This window comes from Streptomyces sp. NPDC002853 (genome assembly GCF_053591915.1).
The window spans coordinates 61,163-80,738 of record NZ_JBSFUS010000011.1; the positions used below are offsets into that span (position 1 = coordinate 61,163).

Sequence of the window (19,576 nt, forward strand, 5' to 3'; positions counted from 1 at the left end):
AGTGAGGACATATCGCCATGCGCGGCCGCCCGTTGCCGGACCAGTTCCCGAGCGTGAGCTCACTTCTCGGCACAACGACCGGCTGAAGCCATGCGTGCCGATCGCGACTTCGCGTACGGCGCCGCCGCCGGCCTTCTCGGTGATCTGTTCCTCGGCGATCCTCGCCGCGGGCACCCGGTCGCCGTGTTCGGGCGGGCCGCCGGTGCCGTCGAGCGTGTCTTGTGGCGTGACCACCGCGGGTGGGGCGCCCTGCATGCCGTGGTGTGCGCCGGAGGCGCTGCCGGTGCCGCCGCCCTGGCCTCTTCCCTCGTACGTGACTCACGTGCCGCATCCGTCGCGCTGACCGCCGCCACGACCTGGGCCGTGCTCGGCGGGACCTCCCTCGGACGTGAGGCGCGGGCCGTGGGCGGGGCGCTGACCGCCGGGGACATCGAGGTGGCCCGGGAACGGCTGCCGCATCTGTGCGGCCGGGACCCGCAGGCCCTCGACGCCGACGGCATCGCGCGTGCCGTGGTCGAGTCCGTCGCCGAGAACACGTCCGACGCCGTGGTGGGGGCCCTTGTGTGGGGCGCCATCGGCGGGGTGCCCGGTCTCGTCGCCTTCCGCGCCGTCAACACGCTCGACGCCATGGTCGGGCACAAGTCCACGAAGTACCGGCGCTACGGGTGGGCTTCGGCGCGCCTCGACGACGTCATGGGCTGGCCGGGGGCGCGGCTCACCGCCGTGCTCGCGGCCGTCGCCGGGGACGCCCCGCGCGGTGCGGCGCGTGCCTGGCGCCAGGACGCCGCCAAGCATCCGAGCCCCAACGCCGGGCCCGTCGAGGCCGCCTTCGCGGGGGCGTTGGGCGTACGGCTCGGGGGGACGCTCTCGTACGCGGGACGCGTGGAGCACCGGCCGGTCCTCAACGGCGGCGGGCGGGGTGTGGAAGTCGCCGACATCGAGCGGGCCGTGCGGCTGTCACGGCGGGTCGGGCTGCTTGCGCTGGGCGTCGCGGCCGCCGTGAGCACGCTACGGAAAGGCAGGGCCTCATGAGTGGTGGACTCCTCGTCGCGGGAACCACGTCCGACGCGGGCAAGAGCGTCGTCACCGCCGGTATCTGCCGGTGGCTGGCCCGCAAGGGTGTCTCCGTCGCGCCCTTCAAGGCGCAGAACATGTCCCTCAACTCCTTCGTCACCCGCGAGGGTGCCGAGATCGGGCGCGCCCAGGCCATGCAGGCGCAGGCCGCCATGGTCGAGCCGACCGCGCTGATGAATCCGGTCCTTCTCAAGCCGGGCAGCGACCGCAGCAGCCAGGTCGTCCTCATGGGCAAGCCGGTGGGCGAGATGAGCGCGCGGGGCTACCACGGTGGGCGGCAGGAAGCGTTGCTCTCCACCGTCGTGGGATGCCTGGAGGAACTTCGGGGCAGCTATGACGCCGTGATCTGCGAAGGCGCGGGCAGTCCCGCCGAGATCAATCTGCGGCGTACGGACATCGTGAACATGGGGATCGCGCGGGCCGCCCGCTTCCCCGTGGTCGTGGTGGGAGACATCGACCGCGGGGGCGTCTTCGCCTCCTTCTTCGGGACGACGGCGCTGCTGAGTGCCGAGGACCAGGAGCTGGTCGCCGGGTATCTCGTGAACAAGTTCCGGGGCGATGTCTCGCTGCTCGAACCCGGGCTCGACATGCTCCATGGGCTCACCGGGCGGCGCACGTTCGGTGTGCTGCCGTTCCAGCACGGCCTCGGCATCGACGAGGAGGACGGGCTCCGGGTGTCCCTGCGGGGTGCCGTGCGGGAGTCGGCCGTCGCTCCCCCGGTCGGCGATGACGTGCTGCGGGTCGCCGTCTGTGCCCTGCCGCTGATGTCGAACTTCACGGACGTCGACGCGCTGGCCGCCGAACCCGGCGTCGTCGTGCGGTTCGTGGACCGGGCCGAGGAACTCGTCGACGCCGATCTCGTGGTCGTGCCGGGGACGCGCGGCACCGTGCGCGCCCTGGAGTGGCTGCGTGAGCGCGGTCTCGCCGACGCCATCGCGTGCCGGGCCGCCGAGGGGCGGCCCGTGCTCGGGATCTGTGGCGGCTTCCAGGTGCTCGGCGAGCACATCGAGGACGACGTCGAGTCGCGTGCGGGGGCCGTGGACGGGCTCGGGCTGCTGCCCGTGCGCGTGCGGTTCGCGCGCGAGAAGACCCTCGCGCGCCCGGTGGGCGAGGCACTCGGTGAACCCGTCGAGGGGTACGAGATCCATCACGGCGTCGCTCGAGTCCTGGGCGGGGAGCCCTTCTTGGACGGGTGCCGCGTCGGCGAGGTGTGGGGCACCCACTGGCACGGGTCGCTGGAGTCCGACGCGTTCCGGCGCCGCTTCCTCACCGAGGTGGCCCGCGCCGCCGGGCGCCGCTTCGTGCCCGCGCCCGACACCAGCTTCGGCGTCCTGCGCGAGGAGCAGCTCGACCTGCTCGGCGACCTGATCGAAGAACACGCGGACACGGACGCGCTGCTCAGCCTGATCGAGACCGGCGCACCCGCAGGTCTCCCCTTCATCGCACCGGGGGCACCCTCATGACCGTCCTGCTTCTGTCCACCGCCGACACGGACCTCCTTGCCGCCCGTGCCTCCGGCGCCCCCTACCGCATCGGCAATCCGACCCGGGTCGACGCGCAGGCCGAGCTGCCCGCGCTGATCGAGGGCGCCGACATCGCCGTCGTACGCCTGCTCGGCGGGAAGCGGGCGTGGGAGGACGGGCTCGCGGCGCTGAAGGCCGCCGGCATCCCGACGGTGCTGCTCGGCGGCGAGGCCGTGCCGGACGCGGAGCTGATGGCGGAGTCGACCGTGCACGCGGGGTCGGTGGCGGAGGCACTGCGGTATCTCGTCGAGGGCGGCACGGAGAACCTGCGTGAGCTGGCGCGCTTCCTCAAGGAGGACGTCCTCGCGGCGGGGCACGCGCGCTCCGGTGACGCCCACGAGCGGCAGAGCGCCGAGCCGCGGAAGATGCCCGAGTACGGGGTGCACGGCACGCGCGCGTACGTCGAGGGCCGGCCGACCGTGGGTGTGCTCTTCTACCGCGCGCACCAGCTCTCCGGGAACACCGGCTTCGTGGACACGCTGTGCGACGCGATCGAGGCGCGGGGCGCCAACGCCCTTCCTGTGTACTGCGGTTCGCTGCGCGGCGCGGACGCGGGCCTGTACGAAATCCTCGGCCGGGCGGACTCCCTGGTCGCCACCGTCCTCGCGGCGGGCGGCACCCACGCCTCGGGCGCGAGCGCGGGCGGCGACGAGGAGGCCTGGGACATCGGGGCCCTGGCCGACCTCGACATCCCTGTCCTGCAGGGACTGTGCCTGACCTCCTCGCGTGCCAACTGGGAGGCGTCGGACGCCGCGCTCTCCCCCATGGACGCGGCCATGCAGGTGGCGATCCCCGAGTTCGACGGCCGGATCATCACCGTGCCGTTCTCCTTCAAGGAGCAGGGCCCCGACGACGTACCGGTGTACGTGGCCGACCCCGAGCGCGCCGCCCGGGTGGCCGGAATCGCCCTGCGCCACGCCCAGTTGAGGCACAAGCCGAACGCGGAGAAGAAGCTCGCCCTGGTCTTCACCGCCTACCCGACCAAGCACTCGCGCGTCGGCAACGCGGTCGGCCTGGACACCCCCGCGTCGGCGGTGCGCGTCCTGGACTCGCTGCGGGACGCCGGATACGTCGTCGAGGGCCACCCGGACAACGGCGACGAGCTGATCCACCGGCTCATCAACGCCGGTGGCCACGACGTGGAATGGCTCACCGAGGAGCAGTTGGCCGCCGCCCCCGCGCGCGTGCCGCTCGCCGACTACCGGGCGTGGTTCGACAAGCTGGACCCGGAGCTGCGCGACGGCATGCTGGAGGCGTGGGGCGAGCCGCCCGGCAACCTGTACGTGGACGGCGACGACATCGTGCTCGCCTCCCTGCAGTTCGGGAACGTCGTCGTGATGATCCAGCCGCCGCGCGGCTTCGGCGAGAACCCGATCGCGATCTACCACGACCCCGACATGCCGCCCTCGCACCACTACATGGCGGCCTACCGCTGGCTCGAGATGTCCTTCGGTGCCGACGCGGTCGTCCACATGGGCAAGCACGGCACGATGGAGTGGCTGCCGGGCAAGGGCCTTGGCCTGAGCGGCGGTTGCGCGCCGGACGCGGTGCTCGGCGAGCTGCCGCTGATCTACCCGTTCATCGTGAACGACCCCGGCGAGGGCACCCAGGCCAAGCGGCGCGGGCACGCCACGGTGGTGGACCATCTGGTGCCGCCGATGGCGCGCGCGGACACGTACGGCGACCTGGCGAAGCTGGAGCAGCTCCTCGACGAGTACGCGCTGGTCAGCGACCTGGATCCGACGAAGGCTCCTGCCGTACGGGCGCAGATCTGGACCCTGGTGAAGGCCGCCGAGCTGCACCACGACCTGCATGTCGACGAGCAGCCGGACGACACCGCTTTCGACGAGTTCGTCATGCACATCGACGGCTATCTGTGCGAGATCAAGGACGTGCAGATCCGTGACGGCCTGCACATCCTCGGCGGCGGCCCGGAGGGCGAGGCGCGCGTCAATCTGGTGCTCGCCGTGCTGCGCGCCTCGCAGGTGTGGGGCGGCCGGGCGAACGCCCTGCCCGGTCTGCGGGCCTGCCTCGCCGAGCACTTCGGGCTCAGCGAGAAGGAGTTGCTCGCCGAGCCGGGCGCGGCGGTGAAGGTCGCGGACGGCCTGACGACGCTGGTCGACGGGCCCGCGCGGACCGGCGCGGACGCCCTGGACCTCCTTGAGCAGCTGTGCCGCCGCCTCGCCGAGGGCATGGAGGAGCGCGGCTGGGAGCTCGGCACGGTGCGTGAGCTGGTACGCGAGATTGTCGGGGTCGAACTGCCGCCCGCCGTGGCCGTGTTGGGCTTCGCGTGCGAGGAGGTCGTGCCGCGGCTCGCGAAGACCACGGACGAGATCGGGCACATCCTGCGGGCGCTCGACGGCGGGTACGTCCCGGCCGGACCCTCCGGGTCGCCGACGCGCGGCCTCGTGAACGTGCTGCCGACCGGCCGCAACTTCTACTCCGTCGACCCCAAGGCGATCCCCTCGCGGCTCTCCTGGGAGGTCGGCCAGTCGCTCGCCGACTCGCTGATCGCGCGCTATCTGGCGGACACCGGCGACTACCCGAAGTCGGTCGGCCTGACCGTCTGGGGCACGTCGGCGATGCGCACGCAGGGCGACGACATCGCGGAGATCCTGGCTCTCCTCGGCTGCCGTCCCGTGTGGGACGACGCGTCGCGGCGCGTGACCGGGTTCGAGATCGTGCCGGTGGAGGAGCTGGGACGGCCGCGCATCGACGTGACGGTGCGGATCTCCGGCTTCTTCCGTGACGCGTTCCCGCATGTCATCGGCCTGATCGACGACGCGGTGCGGGCCGTCGCGGAACTGGACGAGGCACCGGAGTCCAACTACGTACGGGCGCATTCCGACGAGGACACCGCCGAGCACGGTGACCGGCGCCGGGCCACCTCCCGGATCTTCGGCTCCAAGCCCGGCGCCTACGGCGCGGGTCTGCTTCCGCTGATCGACGCACGCAACTGGCGCAGCGACGCCGACCTCGCCGAGGTGTACGCGGTGTGGGGCGGTTACGCCTACGGGCGCGGCCTCGACGGCAAGGCCGCGCGCGGCGACATGGAGACCGCGTTCCGGCGGATCAACGTCGCGGCGAAGAACGTGGACACCCGGGAGCACGACCTGGTCGACGCCGACGACTACTTCCAGTACCACGGCGGCATGGTCGCCATGGTCCGGCACCTCACGGGCGAGTCCCCCGAGGCGTACGTCGGCGACTCGGCCACCCCCGACCAGGTGAAGACCCGCACCCTGGGCGAGGAGACCCACCGCGTGTTCCGGGCCCGCGTGGTCAACCCCCGCTGGATGGCGGCCATGCGGCGCCACGGCTACAAGGGCGCCTTCGAGATGGCCGCCACCGTGGACTACCTCTTCGGGTACGACGCGACCGCGGGCGTGGTCGACGACTGGATGTACGAGAAGCTCTCTGCCGAGTACGTCTTCGACCCCGAGAACCGGGAGTTCATGCAGAAGTCCAACCCCTGGGCGCTGCGCGGCATTTCAGAGCGGCTGCTAGAGGCGGCCGAGCGTGGCCTGTGGGCCGAGCCGGACGCGGGGACGCTGGAGCGGCTGCGGGCCACCTACCTGGAGCTTGAGGGCGAGCTGGAGGGGGACGGGTGAGGCCCGCCGTCCCCTGCCCCGCCCTGGACCACGCAATGGAGGCCTTGTGAGTACCCCCTATCCGTTCACCGCCCTCGTCGGGCAGGACGACCTGCGGCTCGCGCTGCTGCTCAACGCCGTGTCACCCGCCGTCGGCGGTGTTCTCGTACGCGGCGAGAAGGGCACCGCCAAGTCCACCGCGGTGCGCGCCCTTTCGGCGCTGCTGCCGCAGGTGCCGGTCGTGGCCGGTTGCCGGTTCTCGTGTGACCCGGCCGCGCCCGACCCCGCGTGCCCCGACGGCCCGCACGAGGCGGGCGGGGCCTCCGTGCGGGACGCGCGGATGGTCGAACTGCCCGTGGGCGCCTCCGAGGACCGGCTGGTCGGGGCGCTCGACATCGAGCGGGCACTCGCCGAGGGCGTCAAGGCCTTCGAGCCGGGGCTGCTCGCCGACGCCCACCGCGGCATCCTCTACGTCGACGAAGTGAACCTGCTGCACGATCACTTGGTGGACCTGCTGCTCGACGCCGCCGCCATGGGGGCCTCGTACGTCGAGCGCGAGGGCGTCTCGGTGCGGCATGCCGCGCGGTTCCTGCTCGTCGGCACCATGAACCCCGAAGAGGGCGAGCTGCGCCCGCAGTTGCTCGACCGGTTCGGGCTCACCGTCGAGGTCGCCGCCTCGCGGGAGACCGACCAGCGCGTGGAGGTCGTACGGCGGCGGCTCGCGTACGACGACGACGCGGAAGGGTTCGCCGCGCGCTGGCACGACGAGGAGTCCGCGCTGCGTGGCCGGATCGTCGCTGCCCGCGCGCTGCTGCCCCGAGTACGGCTCGGCGACGGTGCGTTGCGGCAGATCGCGGCCACCTGCGCGGCCTTCGAGGTCGACGGGATGCGGGCCGACATCGTGATGGCGCGTACGGCGACGGCGCTTGCCGCCTGGGCCGGACGCGAGGACGTGCTCGCGGAGGATGTGCGCCAGGCCGCCCTCCTGGCGCTTCCGCACCGGCGTCGGCGCAACCCCTTCGACGCGCCGGGACTCGACGAGGACAAGCTCGACGACACGCTGGAGCAGTCCGCGGGTGACGACGAGGGCGACGGCGGGGACGACGACCCCGACGGCGGCGGCCCCGGCGGGGGCGGCCGGCCGCCGCAGGACGGACCCGACGCGCCCGAGGGCACCTCCGACGCCTCCGACGAGCCCGCCACGGAGAGCGAGGGCGGTGAGGCCGGACAGGACGAGAACGCCTCCCCCGCGCAGTCCCCGGCCGCCGGTGGCGGCGAGCAGCAGCCCGTGCGGGCCGCGGAGCCGTTCCGCACCAAGATGCTGAGCGTGCCGGGCCTTGGCGAGGGTGCCGCGGGGCGGCGCTCACGGGCGCGGACCGAGCACGGGCGGACCACCGGGGCCCGGCGGCCCCAGGGGGCGCTCACCAAGCTGCATCTGGCGGCCACCGTGCAGGCGGCGGCCCCGCATCAGCGGGCGCGCGGGCGCTCCGGGCGGGGGCTCGTCGTACGGCGTGACGATCTGCGGCAGGCGACGCGGGAGGGGCGTGAGGGCAACCTCGTGCTCTTCGTCGTGGACGCCTCCGGGTCCATGGCCGCGCGGCAGCGGATGAGCGCCGTGAAGGGCGCGGTGCTCTCGCTGCTGCTCGACGCCTATCAGCGGCGGGACAAGGTCGGGCTCGTCACCTTCCGGGGCGCCGACGCCGAGGTGGCGCTGCCGCCCACGTCCTCTGTGGACGCGGCCGCCGCGCGGCTCGAATCGCTGCCCACGGGCGGGCGTACGCCGGTCGCGGCCGGGCTGCTCAAGGCGCACGAGGTGCTGCGGGTGGAGCGGCTGCGTGATCCGGCGCGGCGTCCGCTGGTCGTGGTCGTGACGGACGGCAGGGCCACGGGTGGCGTGGAGCCGGTGGCCCGCGCGGGGCGTGCGGCGCGGCTCTTCGGGGCCGCGGGGATCGCTTCGGTGGTCGTGGACTGCGAGTCGGGGCCCGTGTGGCTCGGTCTCGCGGGGCAGCTCGCGGGTGAGCTCGGCGGGACCGCCGTGACGCTCGACGAGCTGCGGGCGGAGTCCATCGCGGGGCTCGTCAAGGACGTACAGGGAACTCGTACGAGGAGTGTGGCCTGATGCCTCAGGGGCAGCCGAGTGTGGTGCCGGACGACGGCCTCACCACGCGTCAGCGGCGCAACCGTCCGCTGGTGATCGTGCACACCGGGATCGGCAAGGGAAAGTCCACCGCCGCCTTCGGGCTCGCGCTGCGGGCCTGGAATCAGGGGTGGCCCATCGGGGTCTTCCAGTTCGTGAAGTCGGCGAAGTGGAAGGTCGGCGAGGAGAACGCCCTCAAGGTCCTCGGGGCATCCGGCGAGGGCGGGTCCGTCGACTGGCACAAGATGGGCGAGGGCTGGTCGTGGATCCAGCGCGCTCCGGCCGAGGGCGAGCAGAGCAACGAGGAGAAGGCCCGCGAGGGCTGGGAGCAGGTCAAGCGTGACCTCGCCGCCGAGACGTACCAGCTGTACGTCCTCGACGAGTTCGCCTACCCCATGCACTGGGGGTGGATCAACACGGACGAGGTCATCGAGACGCTCCGGGCGCGCCCCGGGAACCAACACGTGATCATCACCGGGCGCAACGCACCCGAGGCTCTGGTCGGGTTCGCCGATCTCGTCACCGACATGTCCAAGGTCAAGCATCCGATGGACGCCGGGCAGAAGGGCCAGAGGGGCATCGAGTGGTAGCTCGGCTTGTGGTGGCCGCGCCGTCCTCCGGAAGCGGGAAGACGACCGTCGCCACGGGGTTGATGGCCGCGTTCGCCGCGGCCGGGCTCGCCGTGTCGCCGCACAAGGTGGGGCCCGACTACATCGATCCCGGGTATCACGCGCTGGCCACGGGGCGGCCGGGGCGGAACCTCGACGCGTATCTGTGCGGGCCGGAGTTGGTCGCGCCCTTGTTCGCCCATGGGGCGCGTGGGTGCGATCTCGCCGTGGTCGAAGGCGTCATGGGCCTTTACGACGGGGCCTCCGGGCAGGGTGAACTCGCCTCCACCGCGCAGGTGTCGAAGCTGCTGCGGGCGCCGGTGGTGCTCGTCGTCGATGCCTCCTCGCAGTCGCGGTCCGTTGCCGCGCTCGTGCATGGGTTCGCCTCGTGGGATCCGGAGGTTCGGATCGGGGGCGTGATCCTCAACAAGGTGGGGTCGGCGCGGCATGAGGCGTTGCTGCGGGAGGCTCTTGACGAGTCGGGGGTGCCGGTGCTTGGGGCGCTTGCCCGGGTGGGGGAAGTGGGGACTCCCTCGCGGCACCTTGGGCTTGTTCCTGTTGCCGAGCGGCGGGCTGAGGCTGTGGAGTCCGTTGCGGCGTTGGCCTCGCGGGTGCGGGAAGGGTGTGATCTTGAGGGGATTCTGACGCTGGCCCGGAGCGCTCCTGCGTTGTCCGGTGACGCGTGGGATGCGGGTGCGGCTCTTGCCTGCGGCGTTCCTCTCCCCGACCCCGCCCCTTCCCGAAACCGGGGCTCCGCCCCAGGCCCCGCTCCTCAAACGCCGGAGGGCCTGGATGTGCCACCGGGAGGGACGGAGAAGTCCGTCGTCGCCATCGCCGGGGGCGCCGCTTTCTCGTTCTCCTATGCCGAGCACGCCGAACTGCTCGCCGCCGCCGGGGCCGACGTCGTCACCTTCGATCCTCTGCACGATGAAGAGCTGCCGCCCGGCACCGCCGGGCTCGTCATCGGGGGCGGGTTCCCCGAGGTGTACGCCCCCGAGCTCTCCGCCAACGAGCCGCTGCGCGAGGCCGTCGCCGAGCTGGCGCTGAGCGGCGCGCCCGTGGCCGCCGAATGCGCCGGACTGCTGTACCTGGTCCGGGAGTTGGACGGGAAGCCGATGTGCGGGGTGCTGGACGCGCACGCGCGGATGTCCGAGCGGCTCACGCTCGGGTACCGCGACGCCGTGGCCGTGTCCGACAGTTCGCTCGCGGTCGCCGGGACCCGGATGCGCGGGCACGAGTTCCACCGCACCGTCGTCGAACCGGGCGCCGGGGCGGTCGCCGCCTGGGGGATGCACGCTCCTGAGCGGCGCCTCGAAGGCTTCGTACAGCAAGGTGTGCACGCGAGTTACCTGCACACGCATTGGGCCGCCGAACCCGGTATCGCCCGTCGGTTCGTAGAGAGGTGCAGAGGATGAGCAGCAAGCTGGTCGGCGTCGGGGTAGGTCCCGGAGACCCCGAGCTCGTCACCGTCAAGGGCGTCAACGCACTGCGTGCCGCCGCTGTCGTCGTCGTACCCGTCATGGCCGCTCCTGACGGCACGGACGGCGGCGAGCGCGGGCGTGCCGAGTCGACCGTGCTGCACTACGTCCCCGAGGACAAGGTCGTGCGCGTGGTGTTCGCGCTCAACGAGCGCAGTGACCGGCAGCGCCGCGAGGCCGCCTGGGACGCCGCCGGTGAGCGGGTCGCGGCGCTGCTGCGGGAGCACGGCTCGGTGGCGTTCGCGACGATCGGCGACCCCAACGTGTACTCGACGTTCACCTATCTCGCGCAGACCATCGCCGAACTCGTGCCCGGCGTCGAGGTGGAGACCGTGCCCGGCATCACCGCCATGCAGGACCTCGCCGCGCGCAGCGGCGCCGTCCTCACCGAGGGCACCGAGCCGCTGACGCTGGTGCCGGTGACCGCGGGCGCCGCCGTGCTCAAGGACGCGCTCGCCGGGCCCGGCACGGTCGTCGCCTACAAGTTCGGCCGGCTCGCGCATGAGGTGGCCGCCGCGCTGCGGGAGACCGGGCGGACCGAGGACGCGGTGTGGGGTTCCGCGCTCGGGCTTCCCGAGGAGTCCATCCAGGGAGCCGGCGAACTCGGCGACGCTCCGCTGCCCTACCTGTCCACCCTCATCGCTCCCGCACGGCGCGAGAGCGGCCGGGGCGGGAAACTGTGACACCCTCCGCGGGCGCCTCACTCCGCGATGCCCACCACCAGCCAGATGAACGCCGCTCCGGCCACCGTGCACAGCAGCGTCGAGCGGGCCGGGTGCTCGTGATGGGCCTCCGGCAGGATCTCCGCGGCGGCCAGGTAGAGCAGCGCTCCGCCGAAGAAGCCGAGATATCCGCCGAGCAGCTGCTCCGGAATGGTGAACAGGAGCGTCGAGGCGGCGCCCAGCACGGGGGCCACCGCGTCCGCGAAGAGCATCGCGAGGGCCTTGCGGCGGGCGTTTCCGTACAGGCTGGTGAGCGTGTACGTGTTGAAGCCGTCCGCGAAGTCATGGGCGATGACCGCGACGGCCACCGCGAGGCCCATGCCGCCGCCCACCTGGAAGGCCGCGCCGATCGCGATGCCGTCCATGGCGCTGTGACCGACCATCGCGGCGGCCGCCGTCAGACCCACCTGGGGGACACGGCCGTTGGTGTGCTCGTCCGCCCCGTGCGCGGCGTGCCGGCCCGCAAGCAGGCGCTCCACCAGGTGCGCGGCGAGGAAGCCCGCGACGAACAGGAGCAGCGCCGCCGGTACGCCGAAGACCGGGGTGCCCGCGGCCTCCAGCGCCTCCGGCAGCAGGTCGAGGCCGACCACGCCGAGCATCAGACCGCCCGCGAGCCCCAGGACGAGGTGGCGCCGGTCGGTGACCCGCTGGGCCGTCCAGCCGCCCACCAGGGTCATCACAAAAGCGCCGAGCGCCACGAACACCGCCATGCGCCCTTGCTAGCCGATTGACCCCCCGCCCCGCACATCCGGCGCGGGGCGACACCCATTGTTTTTCTGTTTCGTACGAGAGGAACCCACCCATGGCCGACGCCGAAGCCACCACCGGCAAGGTGACCTTTGTCGGGGCAGGGCCCGGCGCAGCCGACCTGCTCACCTTCCGCGCCGCCCGAGCGATCGCGGACGCCGATGTCGTCATCTGGGCCGCCAGCCTCGTGCAGGCCGAAGTCCTCGAACACGCGCGTGAAGGCGCAGAGATCCTCGACTCGGCGACGATGTCCCTCGAAGAGGTGGTCTCCGTCTACGAGCGGGCCGCAGCGGAGGGCCTGAAGGTCGCCCGGATCCACTCCGGCGACCCGGCCCTGTGGGGCGGCACGCAGGAGCAGGTCGACCGGTGCGCCGACATCGGCGTGGCAACCGAGATCGTGCCCGGCGTCTCGTCGTTCTCGGCGGTCGCGGCGATAGCGCAGCGCGAGCTGACGATCCCCGAGGTCGCGCAGTCCGTGATCCTCACCCGGCTCGGCGGCGGCAAGACGCCGATGCCGCCCGGCGAGGAGGTGCGGGAGTTCGCGCGGCACGGCACGACGATGGCGCTGTTCCTCTCGACGGCGCGCAGCGGCCAGTTGGTGCGGGAGCTCCTGGAGGGCGGCTACCCGACGACCACGCCCGTCGTCATCGCGTACCAGGTGACGTGGCCCGAGGAGCTCGTGCTGCACTGCACCATCGAGACCCTCGAGGAGACGGTCAAGGAGCACAAGCTCTGGAAGCACACCCTCTTCCTGGTCGGCCCCGCCCTCGCCGCGCACGGCACCCGCTCGCACCTGTACCACCCGGGCCACTTCCACGGCTTCCGCAAGGCCGACCCGCAGGCACGTGCCGCGCTACGCGCCGAGAAGGCCACCTCGTGATCACCGTCGTCGGTACGGGCACGGGGGCGCCGCTCGACGCGGCGGCCCTGGACGCCGTGCGCGCCGCGGGGCTCGTGGTGGGCGCCCGGCGGCACATCGACACCGCCCAGGTGCCGCCGGGGACGGCCCGGGTCGTGATGGGGCCGCTCGCCCCTGCCCTCGACGCCGTCGAGGAGCACCTGGCCAAGGCGGAGGGGGCGGCGGGCGGCGGAGTCGTCGTGCTCGCCTCCGGGGACCCGGGGTTCTTCGGGATCGTGCGGGCGCTCGCCGAGCGGTTCGGGTCCGCCGCCCTGGACGTGCGGCCCGGCGTGTCGTCCGTCGCCACCGCCTTCGCGCGGGTCGGGCTTCCGTGGGACGACGCGGTGGTGGTGAGCGCGCACGGACGCGATCCGCGCACCGCCGTGAACGCCTGCCGCGCGCACCCCAAGGTGGCCGTCCTGACCGGCCCCGGCAGTGGCCCCGCCGAGCTCGGCGCCGAGCTGATGCGCCGCGCCGACACCCGCACCCTCGTCGTCGCCTCCGCCCTGGGCGACCCGGAACACGAGCGCGTCGAGCGGGTCACCCCGGCCGAGGCCGCGGGCCGCGACTGGGGCGCCGCGGTGAGCGTCGTGCTGTGCCTGGACGAGGAGCGGGCCCTCGCGCCCGTGCGCACCGTGGCCGGACCACGCCTCTCCCCCGGCCGATGGGCCCTGGACGAGGACGAGTTCACGCACCGCGACTCGATGATCACCAAGTTCGAGGTGCGGGCACTTGCCCTGGCCCGGCTCGGGCCGCGCACCGGTGACCTCGTGTGGGACATCGGCGCGGGTTCGGGCTCGGTCGCCGTGGAGTGCGCGCGGTTCGGCGCTGCCGTCGTCGCCGTGGAGAAGACCGCCGACGGCGTCGAGCGGGTCCGGGCCAACGCCGCCGCGCACGGCGTCGACGTACGCGCGGTGCACGGGGCCGCGCCCACCGTCCTCTCCGATCTGTCGGACCCGGACGCCGTGTTCATCGGGGGCGGGGGCCGTGAGCTGCCCGCCATAGTGACCGCGTGCGCCCGGCGGGCGCCGCGGACCGTCGTGGTCGCCATGGCGGCGATCGACCGGGTGCCCGCGGTCCGGGCCGCGCTGAGCGGCGCCGGGTACGACAGCGACGGCGTACTGCTGCAGTCCTCGCGGCTCGCGCCACTGCCCGGAGAGGTCTCGCGGCTGGCCGCGGCCAACCCGGTCTTCCTGGTGTGGGGCACCCGCCCCTCATCTTCCTTGCCTGAAGGAGAAGTTCAGTGATCGGCCTGATCTCCGCCACGTCGGCGGGCGGCGCGGCACGCGACCGCGTCGCCGCCGCGTGGCCCTCGCGGACGCGGGTGTACGAGGGTCCCGTGCGGGAGGCCGTGGAGCTGGCCTTCTCGGAGTGCGACCAGGTGGTGTGCTTCCTCGCCACCGGCGCCGTGGTGCGCCTTGCCGCGCCGCTCCTGCGGGGCAAGGACGTCGACCCGGGTGTCGTCTGCGTCGACGAGGCGGGGCGTTTCGCCGTCGCCCTGCTCGGCGGGCACGAGGGGGGCGCGAACGCGCTGGCCCACGAGGTGGCGGACGTCCTGGGGGCCATGCCCGTCGTGACGACGGCGACCGATGCCGTGGACGTGCCGGGGCTCGACACGCTGGGCCTGCCGGTCGAGGGGGACGTCGCCGGGGTGTCCCGGGCGATACTCGACGGCGAACCGGTCGCTCTGTCAGGGGAGTTCGCATATCCGCTGCCTCCACTGCCGCCCAACGTCACACCCGGGCAGGGGCATCCGGTCATCCGGGTGACGGACCGCGTCCTCGAACTCGGGCCGGGTGAGGTCGTGTTGCGGCCGCCGTCCCTCACCGTGGGGGTGGGAGCCAGCAAGGGCGTGCCCACCGAGGAAGTCCTCGGGCTCATCGAGGACACTTTGCGCGACGCGGGGCTCTCCCCCGCGTCCGTCACCGCGCTCGCGACCGTGGACGCGAAGGCCGAGGAGCCCGGCATCGTCGAGGCGGCGGCGCGCCTCGGGGTGCCGGTCGTGACGTACGCGGCCGGCGAACTGGCCGCTGTCGACGTCCCGAACCCCTCCGACGCGCCGCTCGCCGCCGTCGGTACGCCCTCGGTCGCGGAGGCCGCGGCCCTGCACGGCGGCGGTGAACTCCTCGTACCCAAGCGGAAGTCGGTGCCCGAGGGCCGTGCCCCCATGGCGACCTGCGCGGTCGTGCGCCGCGCTCCCCGTGGGCGGCTCGCCGTGGTCGGGCTCGGTCCCGGCGCACGGGATCTGCTGACGCCGCGCGCCCGTGAGGAGCTGCGCAGGGCCTCGGTCCTGGTCGGCCTCGACCAGTACGTCGACCAGATCCGCGACCTGCTCAGGCCCGGCACGAAGCTCATCGAGTCGGGGCTCGGCGCCGAGGAGGAGCGGGCCCGTACCGCGGTCGCCGAGGCCCAGAAGGGGCAGGCGGTCGCGCTGATCGGCTCCGGTGACGCGGGCGTGTACGCGATGGCGTCACCCGCGCTCGCCGAGGCGAGCGACGACATCGACGTCATCGGCGTACCCGGCGTGACGGCCGCGCTCGCCGCGGCGGCGATCCTGGGCGCGCCGCTCGGCCACGACCACGTGTCCATCAGCCTGTCCGACCTGCACACCCCGTGGGAGGTCATCGAGCGCCGGGTGCGCGCGGCGGCGGAGGCGGACATCATCGTCACCTTCTACAACCCGCGCAGCCGGGGCCGCGACTGGCAGCTCCCGAAGGCCCTGTCGATCCTCGCGGAGCACCGCGAGCCCACGACGCCCGTGGGTGTCGTGCGCAACGCCTCCCGTCCGGACGAGTCGGCGCGTCTGAGCACGATCGGCGAACTCGACCCGGGAGTCGTCGACATGATGACGGTCGTCACTGTCGGCAACACCGCGACCCGCGAGATCGCGGGCCGCATGGTGACCCCGCGCGGCTACCGCTGGCAGCACGCGGACCAGGCGGAGGTGACCAAGTGACCCGTGTCGTCCACCCCATCGAGCAGGAGTCGTTCCGGCGGCTGCGGGCCCGTCTGGACACCTCGCACTTCGCGCCGCTGACCCGCGCGGTCGTGGAGCGCGTCATCCACTCCGCCGCCGACCTGGAGTACGCGACGGACCTCGTCACCGACGAGGAAGCCCTTGTGGCCGCCCACGCGGCGCTGCACGCGGGCGCGCCCGTGGTCGCCGACGTGGAGATGGTCGCGGCGGGCATCACGAAGCGGCGGACGGTCTGCCGCCTCAAGGACGCGAAGTCCTCCGCCGGTCTGACGCGTTCGGCCCACGCGATCCGTCTCGCGTACGAGGAAGTGGGCCCCGGAGCGCTCTGGGTGATCGGCTGCGCGCCGACCGCCCTGGAGGAGCTGCTCGTCCTCGACGCCGCGCCCGCGCTGGTGATCGGCCTGCCGGTCGGCTTCGTGGGAGCGGCCGAGTCCAAGGCGGCACTGCGCGAGAGCGGTCTCCCCGCCGTCAGCAACGTGTCCGAGAAGGGCGGCTCCGCGGTGGCCGCCGCGGCACTGAACGCGCTGCTCTACCACCCCGCGCCGACACCGTCCCACCCCACGCCGTCGTCCGGCGTGCACGCAACGATCACCGAAGCATCCAAGGAGTCCCAGTGACCACCCCGCCCGCACTGCTCATCGCCGGACACGGCACCCGTGACGACGCCGGGGCGGCCGCCTTCCGGGACTTCGTGCAGGAGCTCGCCCGCCGCAACCCCGAACTCCCGGTCGCCGGTGGCTTCATCGAACTGTCGCCGCCGCCGCTGGGCGACGCGGTCACCGACCTCGTGGACCGGGGCGTCAAACGTTTCGCGGCGGTCCCGCTGATGCTGGTGTCCGCCGGGCACGCCAAGGGGGACATCCCCGCGGCGCTCACCCGTGAGAAGGAGCGCCACCCCGGCATCTCGTACACCTACGGCCGCCCGCTCGGCCCGCACCCCTCGCTCCTGAAGGTCCTCGACCGCCGCCTGGACGAGGCGCTCGGCGGCCCGGCCCGCACGCCCGAGGACCGCGCGGACGTCACGGTGCTGCTCGTGGGCCGCGGTTCGACCGACCCGGACGCCAACGCGGAGGTGCACAAGGCGGCGCGGCTGCTGTGGGAGGGGCGCGGTTACGCGGGCGTGGAGACGGCGTTCGTGTCGCTCGCGGCGCCGGACGTGCCGTCGGGCCTGGACCGTTGTGTGCGCCTCGGCGCCAAGCGGATCGTGGTCCTGCCCTACTTCCTGTTCACCGGCATCCTGCCCGACCGGGTCCGCCAGCAGACGGACGGCTGGGCGGCGGCGCACCCCGGCACCGAGGTCCTCTCGGCGAACGTGATCGGCCCCGAGGAGGAGCTGCTCGACCTCGTCATGGAGCGCTACCGGGAGGCGGTCAAGGGCGACCTGCGGATGAACTGCGACTCCTGCGTCTACCGCATCGCCCTGCCCGGCTTCGAGGACAAGGTGGGGGCCCCGCAGCAGCCGCACTTCCACCCGGACGACGACGGGGACCACGGACACGGGCACGGCCACGGTCATGGGCACGGCCACCACCACGGTTCGCATGCGCACTCCCACTGAGACCGACGCCGCTGCGGGGGCCGGCCACGGTGGCGAACCGGACCTGCGGCATCACGGTGATGCCGAGGTCCGGGGCTCCGTCGGCCTCACCGACCTCGCCGTGAACGTCCGCGCGGACACGCCTCCCGCCTGGCTGAAGCGGCACATCGCCGCCTCGCTGGACGGCCTCGCCGCCTATCCGGACGGCCGGGCGGCGCGGGAGGCGGTGGCCGAGCGGCACGGTGTGACGCCGGACCGGGTGCTCCTCACATCGGGCGCCGCGGAGGCGTTCGTGCTCCTCGCCCGCGCCCTGAAGGTGCGCCGGCCGGTGGTGGTGCACCCGCAGTTCACCGAGCCGGAGGCGGCGCTGCGGGACGCGGGGCACGAGGTGGGGCGGGTGCTGCTCCGCGAGGAGGACGGGTTTCGTCTCGCTGGGGCGCACGTTCCCGAGGACGCCGACCTGGTCGTGATCGGCAACCCGACGAACCCGACATCGGTCCTCCACCCGGCCGCCTCGATCACCGAACTGGCGCGCCCTGGACGGGTGTTGGTGGTGGACGAGGCGTTCATGGACGCGGTGCCGGGTGAGCGGGAGGCGCTGGCGGGCCGTACGGACGTACCGGGCCTGGTGGTTCTGCGGAGCCTCACCAAGACGTGGGGGCTCGCGGGGCTGCGGATCGGTTACGTCCTGTCCGACCCGGAGACGATCGCCCGCTTGTCGCGGGCGCAGCCGTTGTGGCCGGTGTCCTCACCCGCTCTCGCGGCGGCGGAGGCGTGTGTGGCGCCCGCGGCGCTGGCCGAGGCGTCGGCGGCGGCGCTGCGGGTCGCCGCCGATCGGGCCCATCTCCTGGGCGGGCTCCGGGAGTTCGCCCCCTGCGGGGTCCGGGCCGTCGAGCCCGCGGAGGGGCCCTTTGTCCTGCTCCGGGCTCCCGGTGCCGCGTCCCTTCGCGACCGCCTCCGGGAGCGGGGGTTCGCCTTGCGGCGGGGGGATACGTTTCCGGGGCTCGGGGCTGATTGGCTTCGGGTGGCGGTGCGAGGTCGGGGGACGACGGATCGGTTGCTCGGGGCGTTGCGGGCGGAGCTGGGTGGCTGAGGCCTTTGCCTTTCCCCAACCCCGCCCCTTCCCGAAAACCCGCTCGGTGCGGGGGCCTTGGGCCCTGCTGATCACCGGTTTCGCCGAGTTCGTCCTCGAACGCCGGACGGGCTATATCCAGCCCGTCCGGCGCTTGAGGCCCGCCCTGGCCTCAGCCCTTCCGCAGCCGTCGGGCCATGACCACGGCGCCGCCGCCTCCGGCGAGCAGCAGAGCCCCGCCTGCCAGCAGGTACGGCGTCGACGAGTTCCCCCCGGTCTCCGCGAGGCTGGCCTCGGCCGGCTTCGCGGGCTTCTCGGCGACAGGCTCGGCCTCCTTGCCCCCCTGCGGCTTCACCGGGGCCGAAGGCTCAGGCTTGGCGGCCGCGGCAGGCGCCTCGCAGGACGCCCCCGCCAACGTCACCGTTCCCTCCACCTCGGCGACGTTCAGCTTCAGCGGATTCACGGACACCGTCAGCTCCAGCGCGGATGCCGCGGCCGTACGCGACGTCGTGTGCGTCTTGGACAGGTCGAGCCGCACCTCCCCGACCCCCGGCACCTTCACCTGGGTCGTTCCCCCCGCCGAGAGCGTGACCTTCTTGCCGAGCACCGTCACCCCGCCCAGCACGTTCGACTCGGCGAGAGGCCGCTTGCCCGCCTCGCAGACCGCCTTGGACGTCACCTGCTCGACCTCGATCAAGGACAGCAGCGGCAGACCCGGCACGTGCACCTTCGCCCGCGCGATGTTGCTGTACCCCTCCGCCTTGCCCTTCTCAGCGGTCGCCTTCGCGGTGGCCACGTCGGCCCGCAGCACACTGAACGGCTGCCCGCCGTTGACCCCGTCCAGCGTGGCGGTGAGCGCCGTCTTCTCGGCGTTGGCCGGCGCCTGTACTTCGTTGAGCGAGACCTTGAGCGGGACGTTCAGGGTCTTGTTGAGCAGGGACACGTCGAGCCCGGTGCGCAGCACGACGGCGTTCGCGCGGCCCTTGTCGCCGCCCGTAGCCGCGGCGGGTCCCGCGGTGGCGAGTGCCGCGGGAACCGCGACGAGCACCGTGGCGGTGGCGATCACGCCGAGGCGGCGTGCGGGCAGGCGGAAGGCGTTGCTGTTCAAGGTGGTGGAACCCCCACAAGAGTTACGGAGTCGCCGGTGGCCTCGCGCTTCGCTGGATGGGGACATCGCATGAGCACGACACCGGCAACATCGACAGGGGGAATC

General features: G+C 73.2%; 15 protein-coding genes. 13 read left to right on the forward strand and 2 right to left on the reverse strand.

Annotated elements, in window-relative coordinates; translation table 11 throughout:
• Positions 1 to 90: 90 nt before the first annotated feature.
• From ACWD02_RS29145 to cobI, 7 genes are read left to right on the forward strand one after another with little or no spacing between them, the layout of a single operon-like run.
• Positions 91 to 1,032, forward strand: a complete 942-nt coding sequence (locus ACWD02_RS29145; protein ID WP_451215475.1) for a cobalamin biosynthesis protein — start codon at positions 91 to 93, stop codon at positions 1,030 to 1,032.
• Positions 1,029 to 2,537: a cobyric acid synthase gene (locus tag ACWD02_RS29150; protein ID WP_451215477.1), complete on the forward strand. Its 1,509-nt coding sequence runs from the start codon at positions 1,029 to 1,031 to the stop codon at positions 2,535 to 2,537. Before ACWD02_RS29145 ends, ACWD02_RS29150 begins: the two co-directional genes overlap by 4 nt.
• Positions 2,534 to 6,208, forward strand: a complete 3,675-nt coding sequence (cobN, locus tag ACWD02_RS29155) for a cobaltochelatase subunit CobN (protein WP_451215479.1) — start codon at positions 2,534 to 2,536, stop codon at positions 6,206 to 6,208. Before ACWD02_RS29150 ends, cobN begins: the two co-directional genes overlap by 4 nt.
• 46 nt (positions 6,209 to 6,254) lie before the next feature.
• Positions 6,255 to 8,306: a putative cobaltochelatase gene (locus ACWD02_RS29160; RefSeq protein WP_451215481.1), complete on the forward strand. Its 2,052-nt coding sequence runs from the start codon at positions 6,255 to 6,257 to the stop codon at positions 8,304 to 8,306.
• Positions 8,306 to 8,914 carry a cob(I)yrinic acid a,c-diamide adenosyltransferase gene (gene cobO, locus ACWD02_RS29165; RefSeq protein ID WP_451215482.1) on the forward strand — a complete coding sequence of 203 codons (609 nt, stop codon included), beginning with the start codon at positions 8,306 to 8,308 and terminating at the stop codon, positions 8,912 to 8,914. Before ACWD02_RS29160 ends, cobO begins: the two co-directional genes overlap by 1 nt.
• Positions 8,908 to 10,347: a cobyrinate a,c-diamide synthase gene (locus ACWD02_RS29170; RefSeq protein ID WP_451215483.1), complete on the forward strand. Its 1,440-nt coding sequence runs from the start codon at positions 8,908 to 8,910 to the stop codon at positions 10,345 to 10,347. Before cobO ends, ACWD02_RS29170 begins: the two co-directional genes overlap by 7 nt.
• Positions 10,344 to 11,093: a precorrin-2 C(20)-methyltransferase gene (cobI, locus tag ACWD02_RS29175; protein ID WP_451215485.1), complete on the forward strand. Its 750-nt coding sequence runs from the start codon at positions 10,344 to 10,346 to the stop codon at positions 11,091 to 11,093. The genes ACWD02_RS29170 and cobI overlap by 4 nt, the downstream gene beginning before the upstream one ends.
• Positions 11,094 to 11,110: 17 nt before the next feature.
• Here cobI and ACWD02_RS29180 read toward each other — a convergent pair whose 3' ends face one another.
• Positions 11,111 to 11,842: a ZIP family metal transporter gene (locus tag ACWD02_RS29180; protein ID WP_451215487.1), complete on the reverse strand. Its 732-nt coding sequence runs from the start codon at positions 11,840 to 11,842 to the stop codon at positions 11,111 to 11,113.
• Positions 11,843 to 11,934: 92 nt separating this feature from the next.
• Between ACWD02_RS29180 and cobM the strand changes: the two genes are divergently transcribed.
• Genes cobM through cobC form a run of 6 tightly spaced genes read left to right on the forward strand, consistent with a single transcriptional unit; the run spans position 11,935 to position 18,384 of the window.
• Positions 11,935 to 12,759, forward strand: coding sequence for a precorrin-4 C(11)-methyltransferase (cobM, locus tag ACWD02_RS29185; RefSeq protein ID WP_451215489.1), 825 nt, complete (start codon positions 11,935 to 11,937; stop codon positions 12,757 to 12,759).
• The gene (gene cbiE, locus ACWD02_RS29190) at positions 12,756 to 14,024 is read left to right on the forward strand and encodes a precorrin-6y C5,15-methyltransferase (decarboxylating) subunit CbiE (protein ID WP_451215491.1); all 1,269 of its coding nucleotides are present in this window, start codon (positions 12,756 to 12,758) and stop codon (positions 14,022 to 14,024) included. Before cobM ends, cbiE begins: the two co-directional genes overlap by 4 nt.
• Entirely contained in the window at positions 14,021 to 15,733 is a 1,713-nt protein-coding gene (gene cobJ, locus ACWD02_RS29195; protein ID WP_451215492.1) for a precorrin-3B C(17)-methyltransferase, read from the forward strand. Before cbiE ends, cobJ begins: the two co-directional genes overlap by 4 nt.
• Positions 15,730 to 16,371 (forward strand): precorrin-8X methylmutase, encoded by a 642-nt coding sequence (locus ACWD02_RS29200; RefSeq protein WP_451215494.1) that lies wholly within the window; start codon positions 15,730 to 15,732, stop codon positions 16,369 to 16,371. Before cobJ ends, ACWD02_RS29200 begins: the two co-directional genes overlap by 4 nt.
• The gene (locus tag ACWD02_RS29205) at positions 16,368 to 17,312 is read left to right on the forward strand and encodes a sirohydrochlorin chelatase (protein ID WP_451215496.1); all 945 of its coding nucleotides are present in this window, start codon (positions 16,368 to 16,370) and stop codon (positions 17,310 to 17,312) included. Before ACWD02_RS29200 ends, ACWD02_RS29205 begins: the two co-directional genes overlap by 4 nt.
• Complete coding sequence (gene cobC, locus ACWD02_RS29210) at positions 17,296 to 18,384, forward strand: Rv2231c family pyridoxal phosphate-dependent protein CobC (RefSeq protein ID WP_451215498.1); 1,089 nt, start codon at positions 17,296 to 17,298, stop codon at positions 18,382 to 18,384. The genes ACWD02_RS29205 and cobC overlap by 17 nt, the downstream gene beginning before the upstream one ends.
• Before the next feature lie 151 nt (positions 18,385 to 18,535).
• On the opposite strand, the gene ACWD02_RS29215 is transcribed toward cobC, so the two are convergent.
• Positions 18,536 to 19,471: an SCO1860 family LAETG-anchored protein gene (locus ACWD02_RS29215; protein WP_451215500.1), complete on the reverse strand. Its 936-nt coding sequence runs from the start codon at positions 19,469 to 19,471 to the stop codon at positions 18,536 to 18,538.
• Between the last annotated feature and the right edge of the window lie 105 nt (positions 19,472 to 19,576).